Source organism: Streptomyces sp. NPDC088706 (assembly GCF_044752765.1).
Lineage (GTDB): Bacteria > Actinomycetota > Actinomycetes > Streptomycetales > Streptomycetaceae > Streptomyces.
In genome coordinates, this window is the sequence record NZ_JBIVLW010000012.1 from 1 (window position 1) to 16,011 (window position 16,011).

The 16,011-nt window shown below is 72.1% G+C and carries 19 protein-coding genes and 1 pseudogene; 6 read left to right on the top strand and 14 right to left on the bottom strand.

Annotation, left to right across the window (positions count from 1 at the left end; genetic code table 11):
* Positions 1–145 precede the first annotated feature (145 nt).
* Positions 146–301 (bottom strand): hypothetical protein, encoded by a 156-nt coding sequence (locus ACIQAK_RS23730; RefSeq protein ID WP_010059700.1) that lies wholly within the window; start codon positions 299–301, stop codon positions 146–148.
* Between the two features lie 401 nt (positions 302–702).
* Here ACIQAK_RS23730 and ACIQAK_RS23735 point away from each other — a divergent pair, with 401 nt between their 5' ends.
* Positions 703–2,340 (top strand): penicillin-binding transpeptidase domain-containing protein, encoded by a 1,638-nt coding sequence (locus tag ACIQAK_RS23735; RefSeq protein WP_366391130.1) that lies wholly within the window; start codon positions 703–705, stop codon positions 2,338–2,340.
* Between the two features lie 264 nt (positions 2,341–2,604).
* On the opposite strand, the gene ACIQAK_RS23740 is transcribed toward ACIQAK_RS23735, so the two are convergent.
* Positions 2,605–2,985 (bottom strand): hypothetical protein, encoded by a 381-nt coding sequence (locus ACIQAK_RS23740; RefSeq protein ID WP_366391131.1) that lies wholly within the window; start codon positions 2,983–2,985, stop codon positions 2,605–2,607.
* Between the two features lie 187 nt (positions 2,986–3,172).
* The gene (locus tag ACIQAK_RS23745) at positions 3,173–4,309 is read right to left on the bottom strand and encodes a helix-turn-helix domain-containing protein (protein WP_366391132.1); all 1,137 of its coding nucleotides are present in this window, start codon (positions 4,307–4,309) and stop codon (positions 3,173–3,175) included.
* 215 nt (positions 4,310–4,524) lie between these two features.
* On the opposite strand from ACIQAK_RS23745, the gene ACIQAK_RS23750 reads away from it, so the two are divergent.
* Together ACIQAK_RS23750 and ACIQAK_RS23755 are read left to right on the top strand one after the other, a co-directional pair.
* On the top strand, positions 4,525–4,755 hold the full coding sequence (locus ACIQAK_RS23750; RefSeq protein ID WP_366391133.1) for a hypothetical protein: 231 nt from the start codon (positions 4,525–4,527) through the stop codon (positions 4,753–4,755).
* On the top strand, positions 4,752–5,603 hold the full coding sequence (locus ACIQAK_RS23755) for a DMT family transporter (protein ID WP_366391134.1): 852 nt from the start codon (positions 4,752–4,754) through the stop codon (positions 5,601–5,603). The genes ACIQAK_RS23750 and ACIQAK_RS23755 overlap by 4 nt, the downstream gene beginning before the upstream one ends.
* Before the next feature lie 12 nt (positions 5,604–5,615).
* Here ACIQAK_RS23755 and ACIQAK_RS23760 read toward each other — a convergent pair whose 3' ends face one another.
* Positions 5,616–5,825: a DUF397 domain-containing protein gene (locus ACIQAK_RS23760; protein WP_366391135.1), complete on the bottom strand. Its 210-nt coding sequence runs from the start codon at positions 5,823–5,825 to the stop codon at positions 5,616–5,618.
* Positions 5,822–6,391: pseudogene (locus ACIQAK_RS23765) on the bottom strand (DUF5753 domain-containing protein); the annotation flags it as partial. The pseudogene ACIQAK_RS23765 and the gene ACIQAK_RS23760, both read right to left, overlap by 4 nt.
* Positions 6,392–6,511: 120 nt before the next feature.
* Between ACIQAK_RS23765 and ACIQAK_RS23770 the strand changes: the two are divergent.
* Both ACIQAK_RS23770 and ACIQAK_RS23775 read left to right on the top strand, forming a co-directional pair.
* The gene (locus ACIQAK_RS23770) at positions 6,512–6,949 is read left to right on the top strand and encodes an ATP-binding protein (protein ID WP_366391277.1); all 438 of its coding nucleotides are present in this window, start codon (positions 6,512–6,514) and stop codon (positions 6,947–6,949) included.
* Positions 6,950–7,275: 326 nt separating this feature from the next.
* Complete coding sequence (locus tag ACIQAK_RS23775; RefSeq protein WP_366391136.1) at positions 7,276–8,313, top strand: hypothetical protein; 1,038 nt, start codon at positions 7,276–7,278, stop codon at positions 8,311–8,313.
* Positions 8,314–8,321: 8 nt separating this feature from the next.
* Here ACIQAK_RS23775 and ACIQAK_RS23780 read toward each other — a convergent pair whose 3' ends face one another.
* Positions 8,322–8,840, bottom strand: coding sequence for a proline dehydrogenase (locus tag ACIQAK_RS23780; RefSeq protein ID WP_366391137.1), 519 nt, complete (start codon positions 8,838–8,840; stop codon positions 8,322–8,324).
* 39 nt (positions 8,841–8,879) lie between these two features.
* Here ACIQAK_RS23780 and ACIQAK_RS23785 point away from each other — a divergent pair, with 39 nt between their 5' ends.
* Positions 8,880–9,341: a GNAT family N-acetyltransferase gene (locus tag ACIQAK_RS23785; RefSeq protein WP_366391138.1), complete on the top strand. Its 462-nt coding sequence runs from the start codon at positions 8,880–8,882 to the stop codon at positions 9,339–9,341.
* A gap of 46 nt (positions 9,342–9,387) precedes the next feature.
* Here ACIQAK_RS23785 and hemC read toward each other — a convergent pair whose 3' ends face one another.
* From hemC to ACIQAK_RS23825, 8 genes are all read right to left on the bottom strand, one after another.
* On the bottom strand, positions 9,388–10,320 hold the full coding sequence (gene hemC, locus ACIQAK_RS23790) for a hydroxymethylbilane synthase (protein WP_366391139.1): 933 nt from the start codon (positions 10,318–10,320) through the stop codon (positions 9,388–9,390).
* A gap of 18 nt (positions 10,321–10,338) precedes the next feature.
* On the bottom strand, positions 10,339–10,521 hold the full coding sequence (locus ACIQAK_RS23795; RefSeq protein WP_401848880.1) for a hypothetical protein: 183 nt from the start codon (positions 10,519–10,521) through the stop codon (positions 10,339–10,341).
* 168 nt (positions 10,522–10,689) lie between these two features.
* On the bottom strand, positions 10,690–11,163 hold the full coding sequence (locus ACIQAK_RS23800) for a GNAT family N-acetyltransferase (protein WP_366391140.1): 474 nt from the start codon (positions 11,161–11,163) through the stop codon (positions 10,690–10,692).
* 40 nt (positions 11,164–11,203) lie between these two features.
* The gene (locus ACIQAK_RS23805) at positions 11,204–11,989 is read right to left on the bottom strand and encodes an SDR family NAD(P)-dependent oxidoreductase (RefSeq protein ID WP_366391141.1); all 786 of its coding nucleotides are present in this window, start codon (positions 11,987–11,989) and stop codon (positions 11,204–11,206) included.
* Positions 11,986–13,152 carry a serine hydrolase domain-containing protein gene (locus ACIQAK_RS23810; RefSeq protein ID WP_366391278.1) on the bottom strand — a complete coding sequence of 389 codons (1,167 nt, stop codon included), beginning with the start codon at positions 13,150–13,152 and terminating at the stop codon, positions 11,986–11,988. The genes ACIQAK_RS23805 and ACIQAK_RS23810 overlap by 4 nt, the downstream gene beginning before the upstream one ends.
* A gap of 178 nt (positions 13,153–13,330) precedes the next feature.
* Complete coding sequence (locus ACIQAK_RS23815) at positions 13,331–14,116, bottom strand: ABC transporter ATP-binding protein (RefSeq protein ID WP_366391142.1); 786 nt, start codon at positions 14,114–14,116, stop codon at positions 13,331–13,333.
* On the bottom strand, positions 14,104–14,865 hold the full coding sequence (cbiQ, locus tag ACIQAK_RS23820; RefSeq protein WP_366391143.1) for a cobalt ECF transporter T component CbiQ: 762 nt from the start codon (positions 14,863–14,865) through the stop codon (positions 14,104–14,106). Before cbiQ ends, ACIQAK_RS23815 begins: the two co-directional genes overlap by 13 nt.
* 33 nt (positions 14,866–14,898) lie before the next feature.
* Entirely contained in the window at positions 14,899–15,966 is a 1,068-nt protein-coding gene (locus ACIQAK_RS23825; protein ID WP_366391144.1) for an energy-coupling factor ABC transporter permease, read from the bottom strand.
* Positions 15,967–16,011 lie beyond the last annotated feature (45 nt).

Here is a 16,011-nt window from a genome sequence, read left to right on the forward strand (position 1 = left end):
GGGTATACGCATTTCCGCCCCGCCCGGGCCCGGACCCCCGCTCCCCGGGGGGCGCCCCGGGGGGGGGCCCCGCGCACAAAATGCGCGGCGCCCCGCCCGCAGTTACCGGATTCCGCTCACGCGGCAGAGTTCCTGACCGTACTGCTTAGAAGAAGTGCTTGCGTCCACCGACCGCGCGGCCGGTCGCGCCCAGGATCCACAGGATGGCGCCCACGAGGATGAGGATTCCGCCGATCGTCGTCAGCAGCCCCATGCCGACGAGCAGACCGATGATAAGCAGGATAAGTCCAAGGATGATCATTTTCAGTTCCCATCGTCAAGTCCGGTTTTAGGCGCTTTCACGCCTACACTTCACAACGGCCTCAGTGCACCCCACCGGTACGTCCCGGCTCCGAATGTCGCCAGGACCTCGTTGCGTTGGTCCTAGTGCCCGGCAATACCGAGTTCACTCACCGCGGCGAAAATTTGTTCCCAGGCCGCCCGCGAGCCCCTTTGCGCCACCACCGGCACCGTCAGGAACAGCAGGGCCGTACGGGGCCCAGGCCACGGGGGGTCGGCCACCGCTCACGTCAGAGAGCGCTTTCCAGCCAAGCATTCCGGTCCGATAACAACGCCCTCACGCTGCGCGGCAGCCCTTTAGGGTTCCTCACAGTTGTCCCCTGAACGTGTTCGGGGGCGCTCCTGGGGAGGGGGACTGCACGGATGCGCAGTGGAGCGAAGGTCGCCGTGGTCGGCGGAGTGTTCGTCCTGGTGGCCGGCGGGATCGGCTACGGGGCATACAACGTGCTCGGGAGCGAGGGGGGAGGAGCCGGCGGTGTCACCTCCCGGAAGGCGACGCCCGAGGTGAGGACCGGGCCGCCCAGCGCGGAGGAGATCGCCGGGACGTCGAAGGGGTTCTTCGATGCCTGGGCGGCGGGGGACGCCGCGAGCGCTGCCCTCCTCACCGACAACGAGGCCGGCGCGGAGCCCGTACTCACCTCGTTCGGCGAGGCCGCCCGCATCGGCAACGTGAAGATCACCCCGGGGCCGGCGGTGGGTACGAAGGTGCCGTACACCGTCAGGGGCACCGTCTCGTACCAGGGGAAGTCCAAGCCCCTCTCGTACGCCTCCGAGCTCACCGTGGTGCGCGGGCTGACGACCGGGAAGGCCCTGGTCGACTGGGACCCCACCGTCGTACACCCGCAGTTGACCGAGGGTGCGACGCTCAGGACGGGTGAGTCGTCGACCGCGCGGATCGAGGCGGTCGACCGCGACGGCACCGTACTCACCAAGGAGAAGTACCCCTCGCTCGGACCCATCCTGGACACGCTGCGCCAGAAGTACGGCAAGACGTCCGGCGGTTCGCCCGGTATCGAGACCTGGATCGAGTCCGCCGAGGACGGGCAGGCCGACATCAGCCTGCTGACCCTCGCCAAGGGCAAGCCCGGCAAGGTGCAGACCACACTCGACGCGGGCGTCCAGGCGGCGGCCGAGCGGGCGGTGCGAAAGTTCGGGCAGGCGTCGGTGGTCGCCGTGAAGCCGTCCACCGGGGCGATCCGCGCGGTGGCCAACAACCCGGCGACCGAGTTCAACGTGGCGATGCAGGGCAAGCAGGCGCCCGGGTCCACGCTGAAGATCGTCACGGCCGCCCTGCTGCTGGAGAAGGGCCTGGTCACCGCGGACGGGGCGACGGAGTGCCCCAAGGGCGTGATGTATCAGGGCACTTCGTTCCGCAACCTGAAGTACTTCTCGCTGCCCGACGGCTCCACCTTCACCCAGAGCTTCGCCCGCTCCTGCAACACCGCCTTCATCAAGCTGATCGACGACGTGAAGGACGACTCCGCGCTCGCCGAGGAGGCCCGGGACGTCTTCGGGATCGGCCTGGACTGGAAGACCGGTGTCGTCTCCACCGACGGCAGCGTGCCGGAGGAGGTGGGCGGCGTCGCCGCCGCCCAGTACATCGGGCAGGGCACCGTCCAGATGAACGCCCTCAACATGGCTTCCATCACCGCCACCGCCATCACCGGCACCTTCCGGCAGCCGGTGATCGTCCCGCAGTCCCTGGACGACCGGCAGCTTGCCCGCGCCTCGCGCTCACTGTCCCCCTCCGTCGTCCAGCAGCTCAAGACGATGATGCGCGCCACGGCGGCCTGGGGTACGGGTGCCACGTCCATGGCTCCGGTGGGTGGCGACAAGGGTGCCAAGACCGGTTCGGCCGAGGTCGACGGCCAAGCGGCCTCGAACAGCTGGTTCACCGGTTTCAGCAACGACCTCGCCGCCGCGGCGGTCGTCCAGACCGGCGGGCACGGCGGCGACGCGGCGGGCCCGGTGGTGGCCGAGGTGCTGCGCGCGGGAGGATGAGGCCGGCGGCGACCGCGTACGGGGAGGGGCGCGCCGGCAGGAGCGACGCGCGCCCCTGCCGTCGTCGGCCGCGCGTACGCCTCCCGAGAGGTCCCGCGCGTATCCGCATCGACGGCGAAGACCCTGCCATCGCTGCACTCACCCTCCCCGCAGAGGCGTTGTCAGCGGATCTCCGTCGCGCTGCGGTACTGAGGCGGATCGACCAGGGGCGAGGCAGAAGTACCCTCGTCCCTGGTCATCCGGGTAAGGCGGCCCCTGGGGGGGCTAGGGCGCGAGCCTGATCGAGTTGATCGGGGTCAGGTTCACGTCCCAGTACGTCCACGTGGGCATCTTCTCGCCGCAGCCCACCCCGTTGTACCCCGTGCACAGCTGCACGGTCGCCCCGCCGGTCTGGTTGTTGAACACCCGGTGGATGCCGGTCTGGTTGTCGAGGTTGTAGACGTCGTACCGGAAGTACGTCGCCTCCGGCCGGTTGTCGTTCCAGGACGCGCCCGGGTAGATGCAGACGTGCCCGGACGAGCATCCCGCGTAGGCGTCCTGGGCGTCCCGGGTGTCGGACGCGCCGGCCTGCGCCCCCGCTCCCGTCGCCAGCACGGCCCCCGCCGTGAACATGAGCGTCACTGCCGCTCGTACGAAACTGCGCATGTCGTTCCTCCCTGCCCCGGGCCCCTGGGCCCGGCGCTCCCCTGTGGGACGGGTGATTCCGGTCGTCCGGACGGTGGCCCCGCGGCGTTCCCTCCGCGGGGCCGACCGGCCGGATGGCAGAAGCGTGGCAGGGGCACGGCCGCTCGCGCCGCACCCTTTCATCAGGGTGAAACCGTCGTGGTTCCGCTCAGGCGTCGGCCACGGTCGCCTCCACCGGACCCCCGCCCGGCGCCGCCCTCATCAGTTGGCCACCGGCCGCTCCCGTCGTCTCCAGCAGGCGCCGCCCCAGCGGCGTGGGGTGGTGCAGCACGCACCGGCCCTCCCTGCGGCCGGCCGCGAGACCCGCCTCGCGCAGGATCGCCAGCTGCTGGCTGGTGTTGGGCAGCGAACAGCCCACGGCCAGGGCCAGTTCGGACGTCGTGGCGCAGCCGCGCGCCGTCACCTCGTACAGGAGCGCGGCGCGCGTCGGCCCCAGCAGCCGGGCGAGCGAGGTGCCGGGGGCGGCGGGAGGGAGGTGGACCGGCTTCTCCACCGGGTAGACCAGCACCGGCAGCAGCTCCCCGTCGAACAGGGTGATCGGCTTGCGCCAGCAGAAGTACGACGGCACCAGGAGCAGGCCCCGCCCCGCCAGGTGCAGGTCCCGCTCGACCGGGTACGTCACCTCCAGTACGGGCGGGCTCCACCGGGCCATCGGGCGGAACGTCTCCAGCAGCGCGCGGGTGCCGCCCGCCGCGAGTTGCCGGGAGCGCCAGGCGACGTCCGAGGCCACCGCCGCGTCGATCCACGGCCGGTACGGGGCGACGAACGCCGCGTCGTACGCCGTGAGCAGCCCCCCGAGCGCCCGGAGCGCCCCCGCGTCGCCCCGCGCGAGCTGCTCCGCCGCGAACGGCCGCACACGTGCCGCACCCCCCGGCCCCGCTCCCGGGCCCGGCCCCGCGAACCCCGGCACCCTCGCCACCGACTCCGTGAGCAGCGTCAACTCCCGCCGCAGGCGGCTCCGGGGCGTCGCCAGCACCCGGTCCACGCTCTGCCGCAGGTCGACGTTGCCGCCGTCCACCGCGGGGGTCAGGAAATCGGGGATGTACGGGCCGTACGGCATCAGGCTCCGCAGTGCCAGCGCGACCGCGCGGTCCGCCCCCGCCCCTCCGCCGGCCCCGCCCCCTCGCAGCCGGGGTGCCACCGCCCGCCGCCACGGCCCGAACGCGATCCGGCCCTCATCGTTCTGGAGCCGGCAGACGCTGCACATGATCTCCCACAGCGGGTCCGGACCCCGGGCGATGCGGACGTACTCCAGGTCCTGGGCGGTGAAGTGGATGCGCAACATTATTTCCCCCTTGTCGCACTTTCCTGCACATATCACCCTCCTACTGTCGCGCGGTGGCGGGGAGGAGTGATCCGCATGCGCCACTTCCGGCCGGAGACGGCCGGGGATTGGCCGGATGACCCGGCGAAAGGGCGCGGGGGCGCACGGGAAGGGTCGCGGCTCCGGCACGTGGAACCCCCTCGCGTGCCCCCTACAACGACCGCTAGCGTGCAGCCATGAGCACATCCGAGACCCCCGGAACCACGCCGGCCGCACCCGTCTCGCACGCCCACCCCCAAATCGCCGAGGCGCCGGCCGCGATGGGCCTCCAGATCGAGGTGCGCCGCTTCCCGGACGCGACCCGTACGGCGGCGGGCACCCCGCACACGGTGTTCCCGCTCGCCCCGAAGACGTTGATCGCACACGCGGGCGCAACCGTCGCGGATGTGCGCGGGCCCGCCACGTGACCCCGCTGGTCGCCCTCGCGGTCCTCGTCGCCGCGATAACGCACGCGAGCTGGAACGCCATCGCCCACGCGATCAAGGACCAGCTCCTGTCCTTCACCCTGATCTCCGGCGGCGGCCTGCTCATCGGCGCCGTGCTGGCCCTGTTCGCCCCGCTCCCGGCGGCGGGGGCCTGGCCGTACCTCCTCGTCTCGGCCGCGCTGCACGTCGCGTACATGCTGCTGCTGATGCGGTCCTTCACGCTCGGCGACTTCGGCCAGATGTACCCGATCGCCCGAGGCACGGCCCCCCTGGTCGTGACCGTCCTGGCGGCCGTCTTCGTCGGCGAGCGCCCGGACGCCTGGGCGACGGCGGGCGTCGCGGTCGCCTCCGCCGGGCTGGTCGGCCTGGCCCTGTGGGGCATCCGGGGCTCCGACAAGCGCCCGCACCGGCCCGCGATCGTGGCGGCCCTCGGCACGGGCCTGGCCATCGCCGGGTACACCACGGTCGACGGCGTCGGGGTCCGCGCCTCGGGGACCCCGCTCGGCTACATCGCCTGGCTGATGATCCTTGAAGGCCTGGCGATCCCGGCGTACGCGTACTACCGCCGCCGCAGCGAGCTGGCGCCCCAGCTCCGCCCGTTCGCGGCCCGGGGCCTACTCGGCGCCGCCTTGTCGGTGGTCGCCTACGGGCTCGTCCTCTGGGCCCAGACCAGGGCCCCGCTCGCCCCGATCGCGGCGCTGCGGGAGTCGTCGATCATCGTGGGCGCGGCGATCGGCACGCTGTTCTTCAAGGAGCGCTTCGGGGCGCCGAGGATCGCGGCGGCGGGGCTGATGGTGGTGGGCATCGGGCTGATGCTGCACACGAGCTGAGGCGGCCTGGGATCAGCGTCCGGCGGCGTACGAGACGAATCCGCCCCACGCGGTGGGGGCGAGGGAGAGACGGGGGCCGTGGGCGTTCTTGGAGTCGCGCACGTGGACGGCGCCCGGGGCGGTAGCGACCTCCACGCAGTCATTGGGGTTGCTGCTGTCGCTGTAGCTGCTCTTGAACCACCGCAGCTCAGGCGCTTCCCCGGCAGAGGGGCTGTAGGTCATGTCTCTCCCAGCACTTGCTCGATGAAGGCCCGGGACTCCTCCGGTGTGAGAGCCCGAGCCTGAGTGATGCCGTACCGCAGCTCAAGGATACGGAGTTGCTTCGGATGCGAGATTGGCCTGCCCGCGAACTCGTCATCCGCCCGCCCCACGGCCGAGCCGTCGGCGAACTTCAGCACGTGAATCCGCCCACCCGTTCCGGGGTGATCCCACCGGGAGGTCGGCATCACCTGGATGTCCACGAAAGGCAGCTCGCCCAGCCGGAGGAGGTTTTCGAGTTGTCGACGCCACACCGCCACCCCTCCGATCGGACGGATCAGTGAGGCTTCCTCCTGCACGAAACTGAGCTCGGGGACGGGCAGCCGCTCGAAGATGGAGTGCCTGGCCATGCGCCAGGCCAGAGCGCGCTCCAGCTCATCCGGGGGCAGAACGGGGCGCCGCGTACCGAGGAGCGCCTTGGCGTACTCCTCCGTCTGCAACAGACCGTGCAAATTATGGCTGCCGTACGCGGCAAGCTCCACCGCCCTGGCCTCCAGCCTCGCCAAGTCCCGGATCTTCTCCCCCAACCGCGACCGTTCCCGGCACGTCACGCCAGACAGCCAAGACAACACGGGACAAGCCCAGACACTCACGGTACGCAAGGACTCCGTCACTGTTCACGGTACGCAGAGATGGCCACGCTGAGTGACATGAATCAGGAGATCTCCCGCACCCAACCCCCCTCCACCAACCGCGCCTTCACCGTCCTGCTCTCCCCCACCCGCCGAGGCGCCCGGCTCGCCCGGCTGCTCACCGTCGCCCATCTCGGCGCCTGGGGGCTCCCCTCGGAGTCGGCGGCACACATCGTCGCCGAGCTGGCGGCGAACGCCTCGGTCCACGGCCGCGTACAGGGGCGGGACTTCCAACTCAGCCTCGCTGTCACCGGACAGACGCTGCGGATCGAGGTCACCGACACCCGGGGCGACAGCGTCCCGCCCGGCCCGGGTGCCGTCACAGCACTCGCCGACGACTACGCGGAGCACGGGCGCGGGCTCCTCATCGTGGAGGGCCTGGCGGATCGCTGGGGTGTCACCTCCGGGCCCGTACCGCGCAAGACCGTATGGGCCGAGATCGACCTCGTACGGTGACGGTCCCGACCGGGTCGTGCGGCGGCGCGATCCGGTGCCCCGCGCAACCCGCCCACCGGATCGTGCGCGACCGCGACGCGGTGACGCGGGACATCAACTACTCAAAGAACCAAGAGAAATAACCCCACCCCACCCAACCCGTCCGACACCTGACGCATCCCGGGGGCGCGTCACCCACACGGGTGAGGTTTGCCAACTCAGCTGGATTTCGTACCGGTTGGCAGGCATATGCTCACGCCACCAGACACCAGACATACGTCGGCCCCCGGCCGGGACTCCACATCCCGATCGAGGGCCTGACCACCAAGGAAGAAAGCACCTTCCCGATGGATACCCAGCACAATACTGCCCTCCTGCGCGCCCTGGCAGAGGTTCCCGGACCTCTCCCCACCTCCGGCGTGATCCACATCGTCATCCGACACACCGACCGCTTCACCGTCGTCGGCAACGACCTCGCCCAGCACCCGGGCCTGAGCACGACCGCCGTCGGCTTCGCCGTACGCATCCAGTCACTGCCCCAAGGCACCGAGGTCGGCATCAAGGCGCTCGCCGCCCGCTTCCCCGAAGGCGAGAAACTCATCGCCGCCGCCCTGCGCGAACTGGAAGCCCACGGCTACCTCCAACGAGCCCGCACCCGGCTGCCGAACGGCCGTATCGTCACCCGCACGGTGTTCTGCAACCAGCCCGCCGCCCTGTCACGGTCCCGAGCGGTGATTCCGCAGCAACTTCCGCCCCCCGTACGGGAGGTCCTGGCGCCCGCGCCTCCGCCGGACCCGGTCCCGGACCCGGTCCCGCCCCCCACGCCCGCGCCCGAGTCCGTAGCGCCCTCCCCCACAACCACGCCCCCCTACGCCACCACGCCCCCACCAGAGCCAGAGCCGGCCGCCCCCCTCTTCGTCCGGCTCGTCCCTCCCGCGACCGCGCCCAAGCCGCCGCCCCGGCCCCTCCCCCAGCCCCGTGAGCTCACCCCGGACCTGCACCGCACCGCCACGGCTCTCCTGGCCGATCTCCGCCGCCACGCACCGGAGTTCACGCTCTCCGAAGGCAACATCCAGCAACTCGCCCCCGCAGTCGTGGCCTGGCTCGAACGCGACGCCCACCCGGACACCATCCGCCGCACCCTCACCACCGATCCACCCCAGCCCCTCAGGCACCCCGCCAAGCTCCTCAGGCACCGCCTCACCGCTCTCCTCCCCCCGCCCCTACCCGGCGCCCAGGACCTCGCCGCACCGCCCACCCGCCCACGCGTCGCCGTCACCCCCTTCCAGACCTGCGACGGCTGCGAACGCGCCTTCCGCGCCCCCACGCCCGGCCACTGCCGCGACTGCCGAACCGAACACCGACCCACCCAAGCCGCCGCCTGAGCGTGACGTCAGTCGGCCTGCCCGAGCGTGCTGCGAGCCGCGAGGCGGAAGTCCTTGACCGCCTGGTAGAGGGTTCGCTCCCGTTCGGCGGCCAAGGCCATGTCCTCGGCCGTGTCGGTGATGTCCCCCGCGCGGGCGTTCTCGGCCATCCGCCGCATGACGTGTGCGAGATCGCTGGAGGCACCCGTGACGCGTTCTGCGGCGTCCGCGACGGATTCCGGCCCTTCGAGGATGACGATCTCGCAGGCGCGGTGGACCTCGCGGGCCAGGGCGACGAAGCGGCCCCTCTTCTCGTCGAGGTCGGGCAGATCGGGTCGGTCCGAGCGCAGCGCGTCGAGGACGGCGTCCATGGCGATGTCGCGGTCATGGAGAGCGCTGAGGTACCGGGCGTAGGCGTCGCGGCGGTGCTGGCGGCTCCCTTGGGCGTGCTGGGACCGTGCCTGAGCACGGCCGTTGACGATCGCGGCCCCGAGGGTGGCGACGGAACCGACGGCGGCGCCCAGCAGCGCGGCAAGGCCTGAGTCCATGGAGCCCAGTCGCCCGCGCCGCGACTACGCTCCCAGCCCATGACCACCACTGCGCCCAGCGAAAACACGAACACGAACCAGGGGGACGACGGGTACGAGATCGACACCGATCCCGGCCGGCTCGACGTCGGCCTCGTGCACCACTGGCTCTCCACGGACGCCTTCTGGGCGCTCGGCCGCACGCGCGACACCGTCGAGCGGTCCATCCTCGGGTCGCTCAACTTCGGCGTCTACGGCCCCGATGGGGCCCAGGTCGCCTACGCCCGCGTCGTCACGGACCGGGCGACCTTCGCCTGGCTCTGCGATGTCTATGTGGCACCCGCGCACCGGGGCCGTAGCCTCGGCATACGGCTGGCGACCGCCGTCCGCGACCACCTCGCGCCGTACGGACTCAAGCGGACCATGCTCGCCACGGTCGACGCCCACGAGCTGTACGCGAAGATCGGGTTCGTCCCCGTCCCCGACCCTGAGCTGCTGATGATGTTGAGCCCTGAGCAGTAAGCGCCGTGCCCGACGGTGCCACCGACGACTACGGCCAGGCAGGCCGTCAGTGGGCGATGCCGTCGATCAGCTCCCTGGCCCCCTGGCGCAGCAGGCTGACCGCGACGGACGTACCCAGGGTGGCCGGGTCGAGCGCTCCCGCCCATTCGTGGGCGTTGAGGACGGTCTTGCCGTCGGGGGTGAAGACCTTGGCCCGGAGCGACAGGTCGCCGTTCCGTTCCACCTGGGCGTACCCGGCGATGGGGCTGTTGCAGTGCCCTTGCAGCACGTGCAGGAACATTCTCTCGGCGGTCGTCTCGCGGTGTGCGGCCAGGTCGCCGAGCCCGCTCACGGCGTCGATGAGGTCGGTGTCGCCCTCGCGGCACTGGAGGGCGAGGACCCCCGCACCGATCGGCGGGCACATCACCTCGGGCGACAAGATCTCGGTGATCACGTCGGGGCGGCCGATGCGCTCCAGTCCGGAGGCGGCCAGGAGGAGTGCGTCGGCCTCGCCTGCGGCGAGCTTCTCCAGGCGCCGATTGGCGTTGCCGCGCATCGGTACGCAGAGGAGGTGCGGGTGCGATGCGGCGAGCTGGGCGGTACGGCGTACGGACGACGTCCCGATTCGCGTCCCGGGGGGAAGCCCATCGAGGTGCAGGCCGCCGGGGTGGATCAGTGCGTCGCGGATGTCGTCGCGCCGGAGGAAGGCGGCGAAGGCCGTGCCGGCGGGCAGGGGCCTGTCCGCCGGGATGTCCTTGACGCAGTGCACCGCCAGGTCCGCCTCCCCGGCCAGGAGGGCGGCGTCCACCTCCTTGGTGAACGCGCCCTTGCCCTCCACCGCGCTGAGGTCGCCCATCCACTTGTCGCCCGTCGTCCTGACCGGGACGACCTCCGTACGGGTGCCGGGGTGGAGCACGGCCAGTTCTGCGCGGACGCGCTCCACCTGCGCGAGCGCCATGGGCGAGTCACGGGACACGATGCGGATCAGATCAGCGGACATGCGGTTCACGATAGGCCGTCAGATACGGGTTCCGACGAGAAGCCCTGATGCCCATGTTGCGGCCGTTCCAAGCAAGTTGGGATGTTCGGACAGGTGTGCGAGAAAGTCGTCGACGCGCGCCTGGTGGCCGCTGGGCCAGGTGGGCTGCGGCAACAGGTCGTCGACGACGTAAAGACCGCCCGGCGCCAGCAGTCCGATCAAGTCGTCCAGGCGGTGGAACTTTCCGGGGCGGCAGTCGACGTAGGCGAGGGCGAGAGGCGGCCCGGAGTACTGTCGGCAAAATAGAGCGCGCGGAATCAGTACAGGGAGCGCGCGCAGACGCGAGCACTCCCCCGCGAAGCACGCGGGCGCCGGGGCCTCCCACGGCCCTCATCCCGCCCACTCCGCCACCACCTCCCCGTCCTCCTCCACCCCCGTCGGGCGGAAGCCGAGTGAGGCGTAGAGGTGGGCGGCGGCCTCGTTGGACGGGGCGTAGGAGAGGCGGACGGCCGTGCAGCCCTCCCGGGCCGACAGCCACGTCGCCAGCGTGCGTACGGCGGCTGCGCCGATGCCCCGGCCCTGGTGGGCGGCGTCGATCAGCATGCCGCCTATCCAGTACGAACCGTCCTCGTCCCGTGCCCACATGATGTGGCCGGTCACCTCGTCGCCGGCCAGGACCGCCAGGGAGTTCCAGGTGTCCTCGCGGGCCGTCAGGACGAGGTAGCGGGCGGCCAGGGCCGGGACCCAGTCGCGCTGGTCGTCGCGGGGGGCGCAGTCGGCGACCGCCCGCCAGTTGTCCGCGTCCACCGCGTGGAGGTCGACGGGGCGGCCCGCCTTGTCGGTGTGGTCGTGCGTGATGATCATGCGGGGAGGGTAGGGCGGTGTGCGGCGCCCGGCCAGGGAATTACGGCTGCGCCATCGCCTGGCGGAAGCCCGTGTTCACCGCCAGGATTCCGCCGTCCACCCGCAGCGTCGTCCCCGTGATCCACGACGCGTCGGAGGAGGCGAGGAAGGCGACCGCGGACGCGATGTCCTCGGGGGTGCCGACCCGGCCGAGCGGGTAGAGCGCGGCGGCGCGCTCCAACTCGGCGTCGCGGCCCGACCAGGCGTCGGTGCGGATCGTGCCGGGGGCCACCAGGTTGACCCGTACGCCGCGCGGGCCCGCGTGGCCCGCCAGCGTACGGGTCAGGCTGGTCAGGCCCGCCTTGGCCGCGCTGTACGCGTGGCCGCCGAAGTCCTGCTCGCCGTTGACCGAGCCGATGGTGACGATCGCGCCCCGGCCCGAGGCCACCAGGTGCGGCAGCGCGGCGCGGGCGCAACGGAACGGGCCCGAGAGGGTGATGTCGAGGTCGCGTTCCCAGATCTCGTCCGACTCGTCCTCGAAGAGCGGGGTGTCCTGGCCCGCCGCATAGGCGTTGTTGACCAGGACGTCCAGGCGGCCGAAGGTATCGACCGCGTACGCCACGGCCGCTTCCACCGCCGTCCGGTCGGCCACGTCGCAGGCCAGGGAGTCGGCCGTGCCGCCCGCCTCGCGTATCGCCGCCGCCGTGTCGGACGCGCGCTTCGCGTCCAGGTCGGTGACGAGGACCGAGGCGCCCTCCGCCGCCAGGCGGTGGGCCGTTGCCGCGCCGATGCCCTGGCCGGCCGCGGTGATCAGGACGCTGTAACCATCAAAGCGGGCTCGTGTCATAGCGCCGACCGTACTGCCCTGACCAGGGCCTGGGCACGGGGGTCGGCGGTGATTCCCTTCTGGAGGCCGTTGGTGACGTAGCCGAGCGCGACGCCCGATTCCGGGTCGGCGAAGCCGAGGGAGCCGCCCCGGCCGGGGTGGCCGAAGGAGCCGGGGCCCAGCAGGGGCGCCGCCGGGCCGTGCAACATGTAGCCGAGGCCGAAGCGGGTGTTGACGACGAGGACCCGGTCGGGCCCGGCCGACTCCTCGGTGCGGGCCAGCGTGAGGGTCGCGGGGGCGAAGAGGCGGCGGTGGCCGTCGACCGGGCCGATCATCGCGGCGTAGCAGTGGGCCAGGCCCCGGGCGGTGGCGATCCCGTTGGAGGCGGGGAGTTCCGCCGTACGGTAGGCGGTGTCGTTCTCGTCGGGGTACGGGTCGATCGCACCGAACGCCCGCCGGGTGAGCGAGTCCGGGTCGCGGTAGGCCTCGACCACCGACCGCTTGGGGCGTACCCGCAGGGCGCCGGAGGCCTCGGCCGGGGCCGGGGGCTCCACCGGGCCGATCCGGCCGATGCGGTGGGCCTCGTCCGCCGGGAGCCCGAACCAGAAGTCCAGGCCGAGCGGGCGGGCGATCTCCTCCGCGACCCAACGGCCGATGGTGCGGCCGGTGGCGCGGCGGACCAGTTCGCCGATGAGCCAGCTGTACGTCTGCGCGTGGTAGCCGTGGTCGGTGCCCGGCTCCCACTCGGGGCGCTGGGCCGCGACGGCTCCGGGGCCGGAGACCCCGTCGGCGGCCTCGGCCGGGGTGAGGGCGCGGTCCAGGGCGGGCAACCCGGCGCGGTGGGCCAGGAGGTCGCGGACCAGGACGCGCTCCTTGCCGTTCGCCTTGAACTCCGGCCAGTACGTGGAGACCGGGGCGTCCAGGTCCACCTGCCCGCGCTGGTGGAGCAGCAGCGGGACGGCGGCGGCGATGCCCTTGCCCGCCGAGCGCACGATCTGGACGGTGTCGACGGCCCACGGTTCGGTGCCGTCCACGTCTCTCGTACCGGCCCACAGGTCGACGACCTTGCGCCCGTCCCGGTAGACGGCGACGGCCGCGCCGCGTTCGCCGCGCTGCTCGAAGTTGCGGACGAAGGCGTCCCGGACCGGTTCGAACCCGGGCGCCACCGTGCCCCGTACGTCCACTCCCACGTCCACGCCTGTCCCGGTACCCGCCGATGTGCCCGCGCCCGCGCTCCCACTCATCCCCCCATGGTGCACGGCCGGGCGGGGTGCGCGGGGAGCGGGTCGGTGTCACCACCGCACTGTCACGATCTGTTTACGGGGATGGAACGGCGGCCTCACGGGGAGGGGACGGTGGCTGTCACGGGGAGGGGACGGTGACCGAGCGCGGGTCGAAGCCGAACGGCAGCTCCAGCCGGTGCGAGCGCATCAACTCCTCGTCGCACAGGAGGTCCTGTGTCCGTCCGTCGGCGGCGATGACGCCCTCGCTGAGGACCACCGCGCGCGGGCAGAGCTCCAGGGCGTACGGCAGGTCATGGGTGACCATCAGCACCGTGACGTCCAACGAGCGCAGGATGTCGGCCAGTTCGCGGCGGGAGGCCGGGTCCAGGTTGGAGGAGGGTTCGTCCAGGACGAGGATCTCCGGCTCCATCGCAAGGACGGTGGCCACGGCGACGCGGCGACGCTGGCCGAAGGAGAGGTGGTGCGGCGGGCGGCCCACGTACTCCGCCATCCCCACCTGCTTCAGCGCGCGCAGCACCCGCTCCTCCAGCTCGGGGCCGCGCAGGCCGGCCGACGCGGGGCCGAACGCGACGTCCTCACGGACCGTGGGCATGAACAGCTGGTCGTCCGGGTCCTGGAAGACGATGCCCACACGGCGGCGGATCTCCGCGAGGTTCCGCTTGGCCACCGGAAGCCCGGCGACCCGTACCGTGCCGGAGCCCGCCTCCAGGATGCCGTTGAGGTGCAGGACGAGGGTGGTCTTGCCCGCACCGTTGGGGCCGAGGACCGCGACGCGTTCGCCGCGCCCCACGGTCAGGTTCACCCCGAAGAGGGCCTGGTGGCCGTCGGGGTAGGCGTAGGCGAGGCCGCTGACGTCGAGCGAGGGCGGCGCCTGGGCCGCGGGGGAGGAAGTCACAGGGTCCATCCCAGCAGACAGACCGCGAGGGCGAGTACGGGGAGGGCCGCCGCGTACGCCCACTGGGCACGGGTCGCCGCCACCTCGTCGATCACCGGCATCGTGCCGGCGTAGCCCCGGCTGACCATGGCGAGGTGGACGCGTTCGCCCCGTTCGTAGGAGCGGATGAACAGGGCGCCCATCGAGGTGGCCAGGACGCCCCACTGCCGTACGCCGCGCGCCTCGAACCCCCGCGAGCGGCGGGCGATCGACATGCGCCGCATCTCGTCGGTGATGACGTCCCCGTACCGGATCATGAACGAGGCGATCTGGACGAGCAGCGGGGGCAGCTTCAGCCGCTGGAGGCCGAGCAGCACGGCGCGCAGTTCGGTGGTGGAGGCCAGGAGCACCGAGGCGGCGACCCCGAGGGTGGCCTTGGCCAGCACGTTCCAGGCGCCCCAGAGGCCGGGGACGCTGACGGAGAGGCCGAGCACGGTGGTCTGCTCGCCCGGCACCACGAACGGCATGAGCAGCGCGAACGCGACGAACGGCACCTCGATGACCAGCCGTTTCAACAGGAAGCCCGCAGGGATGCGGGCGAGCGCCGCGACGGCGGCGAGGAGTGCCGCGTACAGGCCGAAGGCCCACACCGCCTCGCGCGGGGTGGAGACCACCACGAGCACGAAGCAGAAGACGGCGGCCAGTTTGCAGTGCGGGGGCAGCCGGTGGACCGGCGAGTGGCCGTGCCGGTAGAGCTTGTGCGCGTGGCCCGTTCCCATGTCGGTGCGCTTCCCTGTCGGTCCGCCGCCCCGTCAGGCGTTCTCGCGGTCGCGGGTGTCCGTCCGGGGCCCGCTCGCCCCGTCCTCGTCGCGGCGGCGTACCACCCAGAAGACGCCGGTGCCCACGACGACGGTGGCGCTGACGCCGATCACCCCGGCGAGGCCGCCGGAGAGCCGGGCGTGGGTGATGTCCCCCACCCCGTAGTCGGCGAGCGGGGAGTCGGCCGCGCCGTGCTCCCGCACCTTCTCGTCGATGCCCTGGTCGGCGGCGACCCGCTCCAGGCCGTCGGGGTCGGCGGAGGCGTAGAAGGAGACGAACCCCGCGAGCAGGAAGGCGGAGACCAGGCCGGTGATCCAGAACCCGCGGGTGGACCGGGCGGCGGCGGGCTCCGGCTCGCGGGGGGCGGCCGGGGCGTCGACCAGTTCACCGTCGACCCGCAGCTTGAGGGGGGCGGCGAGGCCCTGGACGCCGTGGACGAGGTCGGGGCGTACGGCGAGGACGGCACCGACGGTCAGCGCGGTGATCACCGCCTCGCCGATGCCGATCAGGACGTGGACGCCGACCATGGCCGTGAGCACCTTGCCGATCGGGATGTCGGTGGTGCCGCCGATCCAGTAGAGGAGGGTGAACGCGGCGGCCGATGCGGGCACGGAGACCAGCGCGGCGACGAACGCCGAGGCGGTCGCGGACCGCCGGGTGCGCGGCAGGACGCCGGTGAGCAGCCGGAACAGGCCGTACGCGACGACGACGGTGACCACGCCCATGACGGTGATGTTCACGCCGAGGGCGGTGAGGCCGCCGTCCGCGAAGAAGATGCCCTGCATCAGCAGCACCACCGCCAGGCAGAGCACCGCCGTGTACGGCCCGACAAGGATCGCGGCCAGCGCCCCTCCCATCAGGTGGCCGCTGGTGCCGGCGGCCACCGGGAAGTTCAGCATCTGTACGGCGAAGATGAAGGCGGCCACCAGACCGGCGAGCGGTGCGGTGCGCTCGTCCAGTTCGCGGCGCGCGCCCCGGAGACTGACGGCGACCGCACCGGCGGCGAACACCCCGGCGGCGACGGAGACAGGTGCATCGATGAAACCATCGGGTACATGCATGGGGAGGCTCCGCTTCCTGCGGTTCCGCACGGTGTCCGCGTCCGC

What these genes read in the sequence shown, in the direction of transcription:
- ACIQAK_RS23775 (WP_366391136.1), top strand. Translation starts at nt 7,276, where the DNA reads ATGGATACCCAGCACAATACTGCCCTCCTGCGCGCCCTGGCAGAGGTT.
- ACIQAK_RS23785 (WP_366391138.1), top strand. Translation starts at nt 8,880, where the DNA reads ATGACCACCACTGCGCCCAGCGAAAACACGAACACGAACCAGGGGGAC.
- ACIQAK_RS23750 (WP_366391133.1), top strand. Translation starts at nt 4,525, where the DNA reads ATGAGCACATCCGAGACCCCCGGAACCACGCCGGCCGCACCCGTCTCG.
- cbiQ (WP_366391143.1), bottom strand. Translation starts at nt 14,865, where the DNA reads ATGGGAACGGGCCACGCGCACAAGCTCTACCGGCACGGCCACTCGCCG.
- ACIQAK_RS23740 (WP_366391131.1), bottom strand. Translation starts at nt 2,985, where the DNA reads ATGCGCAGTTTCGTACGAGCGGCAGTGACGCTCATGTTCACGGCGGGG.
- ACIQAK_RS23805 (WP_366391141.1), bottom strand. Translation starts at nt 11,989, where the DNA reads ATGACACGAGCCCGCTTTGATGGTTACAGCGTCCTGATCACCGCGGCC.
- ACIQAK_RS23825 (WP_366391144.1), bottom strand. Translation starts at nt 15,966, where the DNA reads ATGCATGTACCCGATGGTTTCATCGATGCACCTGTCTCCGTCGCCGCC.
- ACIQAK_RS23780 (WP_366391137.1), bottom strand. Translation starts at nt 8,840, where the DNA reads ATGGACTCAGGCCTTGCCGCGCTGCTGGGCGCCGCCGTCGGTTCCGTC.
- ACIQAK_RS23735 (WP_366391130.1), top strand. Translation starts at nt 703, where the DNA reads ATGCGCAGTGGAGCGAAGGTCGCCGTGGTCGGCGGAGTGTTCGTCCTG.
- ACIQAK_RS23760 (WP_366391135.1), bottom strand. Translation starts at nt 5,825, where the DNA reads ATGACCTACAGCCCCTCTGCCGGGGAAGCGCCTGAGCTGCGGTGGTTC.
- ACIQAK_RS23815 (WP_366391142.1), bottom strand. Translation starts at nt 14,116, where the DNA reads ATGGACCCTGTGACTTCCTCCCCCGCGGCCCAGGCGCCGCCCTCGCTC.
- ACIQAK_RS23770 (WP_366391277.1), top strand. Translation starts at nt 6,512, where the DNA reads ATGAATCAGGAGATCTCCCGCACCCAACCCCCCTCCACCAACCGCGCC.
- hemC (WP_366391139.1), bottom strand. Translation starts at nt 10,320, where the DNA reads ATGTCCGCTGATCTGATCCGCATCGTGTCCCGTGACTCGCCCATGGCG.
- ACIQAK_RS23745 (WP_366391132.1), bottom strand. Translation starts at nt 4,309, where the DNA reads ATGTTGCGCATCCACTTCACCGCCCAGGACCTGGAGTACGTCCGCATC.
- ACIQAK_RS23730 (WP_010059700.1), bottom strand. Translation starts at nt 301, where the DNA reads ATGATCATCCTTGGACTTATCCTGCTTATCATCGGTCTGCTCGTCGGC.
- ACIQAK_RS23800 (WP_366391140.1), bottom strand. Translation starts at nt 11,163, where the DNA reads ATGATCATCACGCACGACCACACCGACAAGGCGGGCCGCCCCGTCGAC.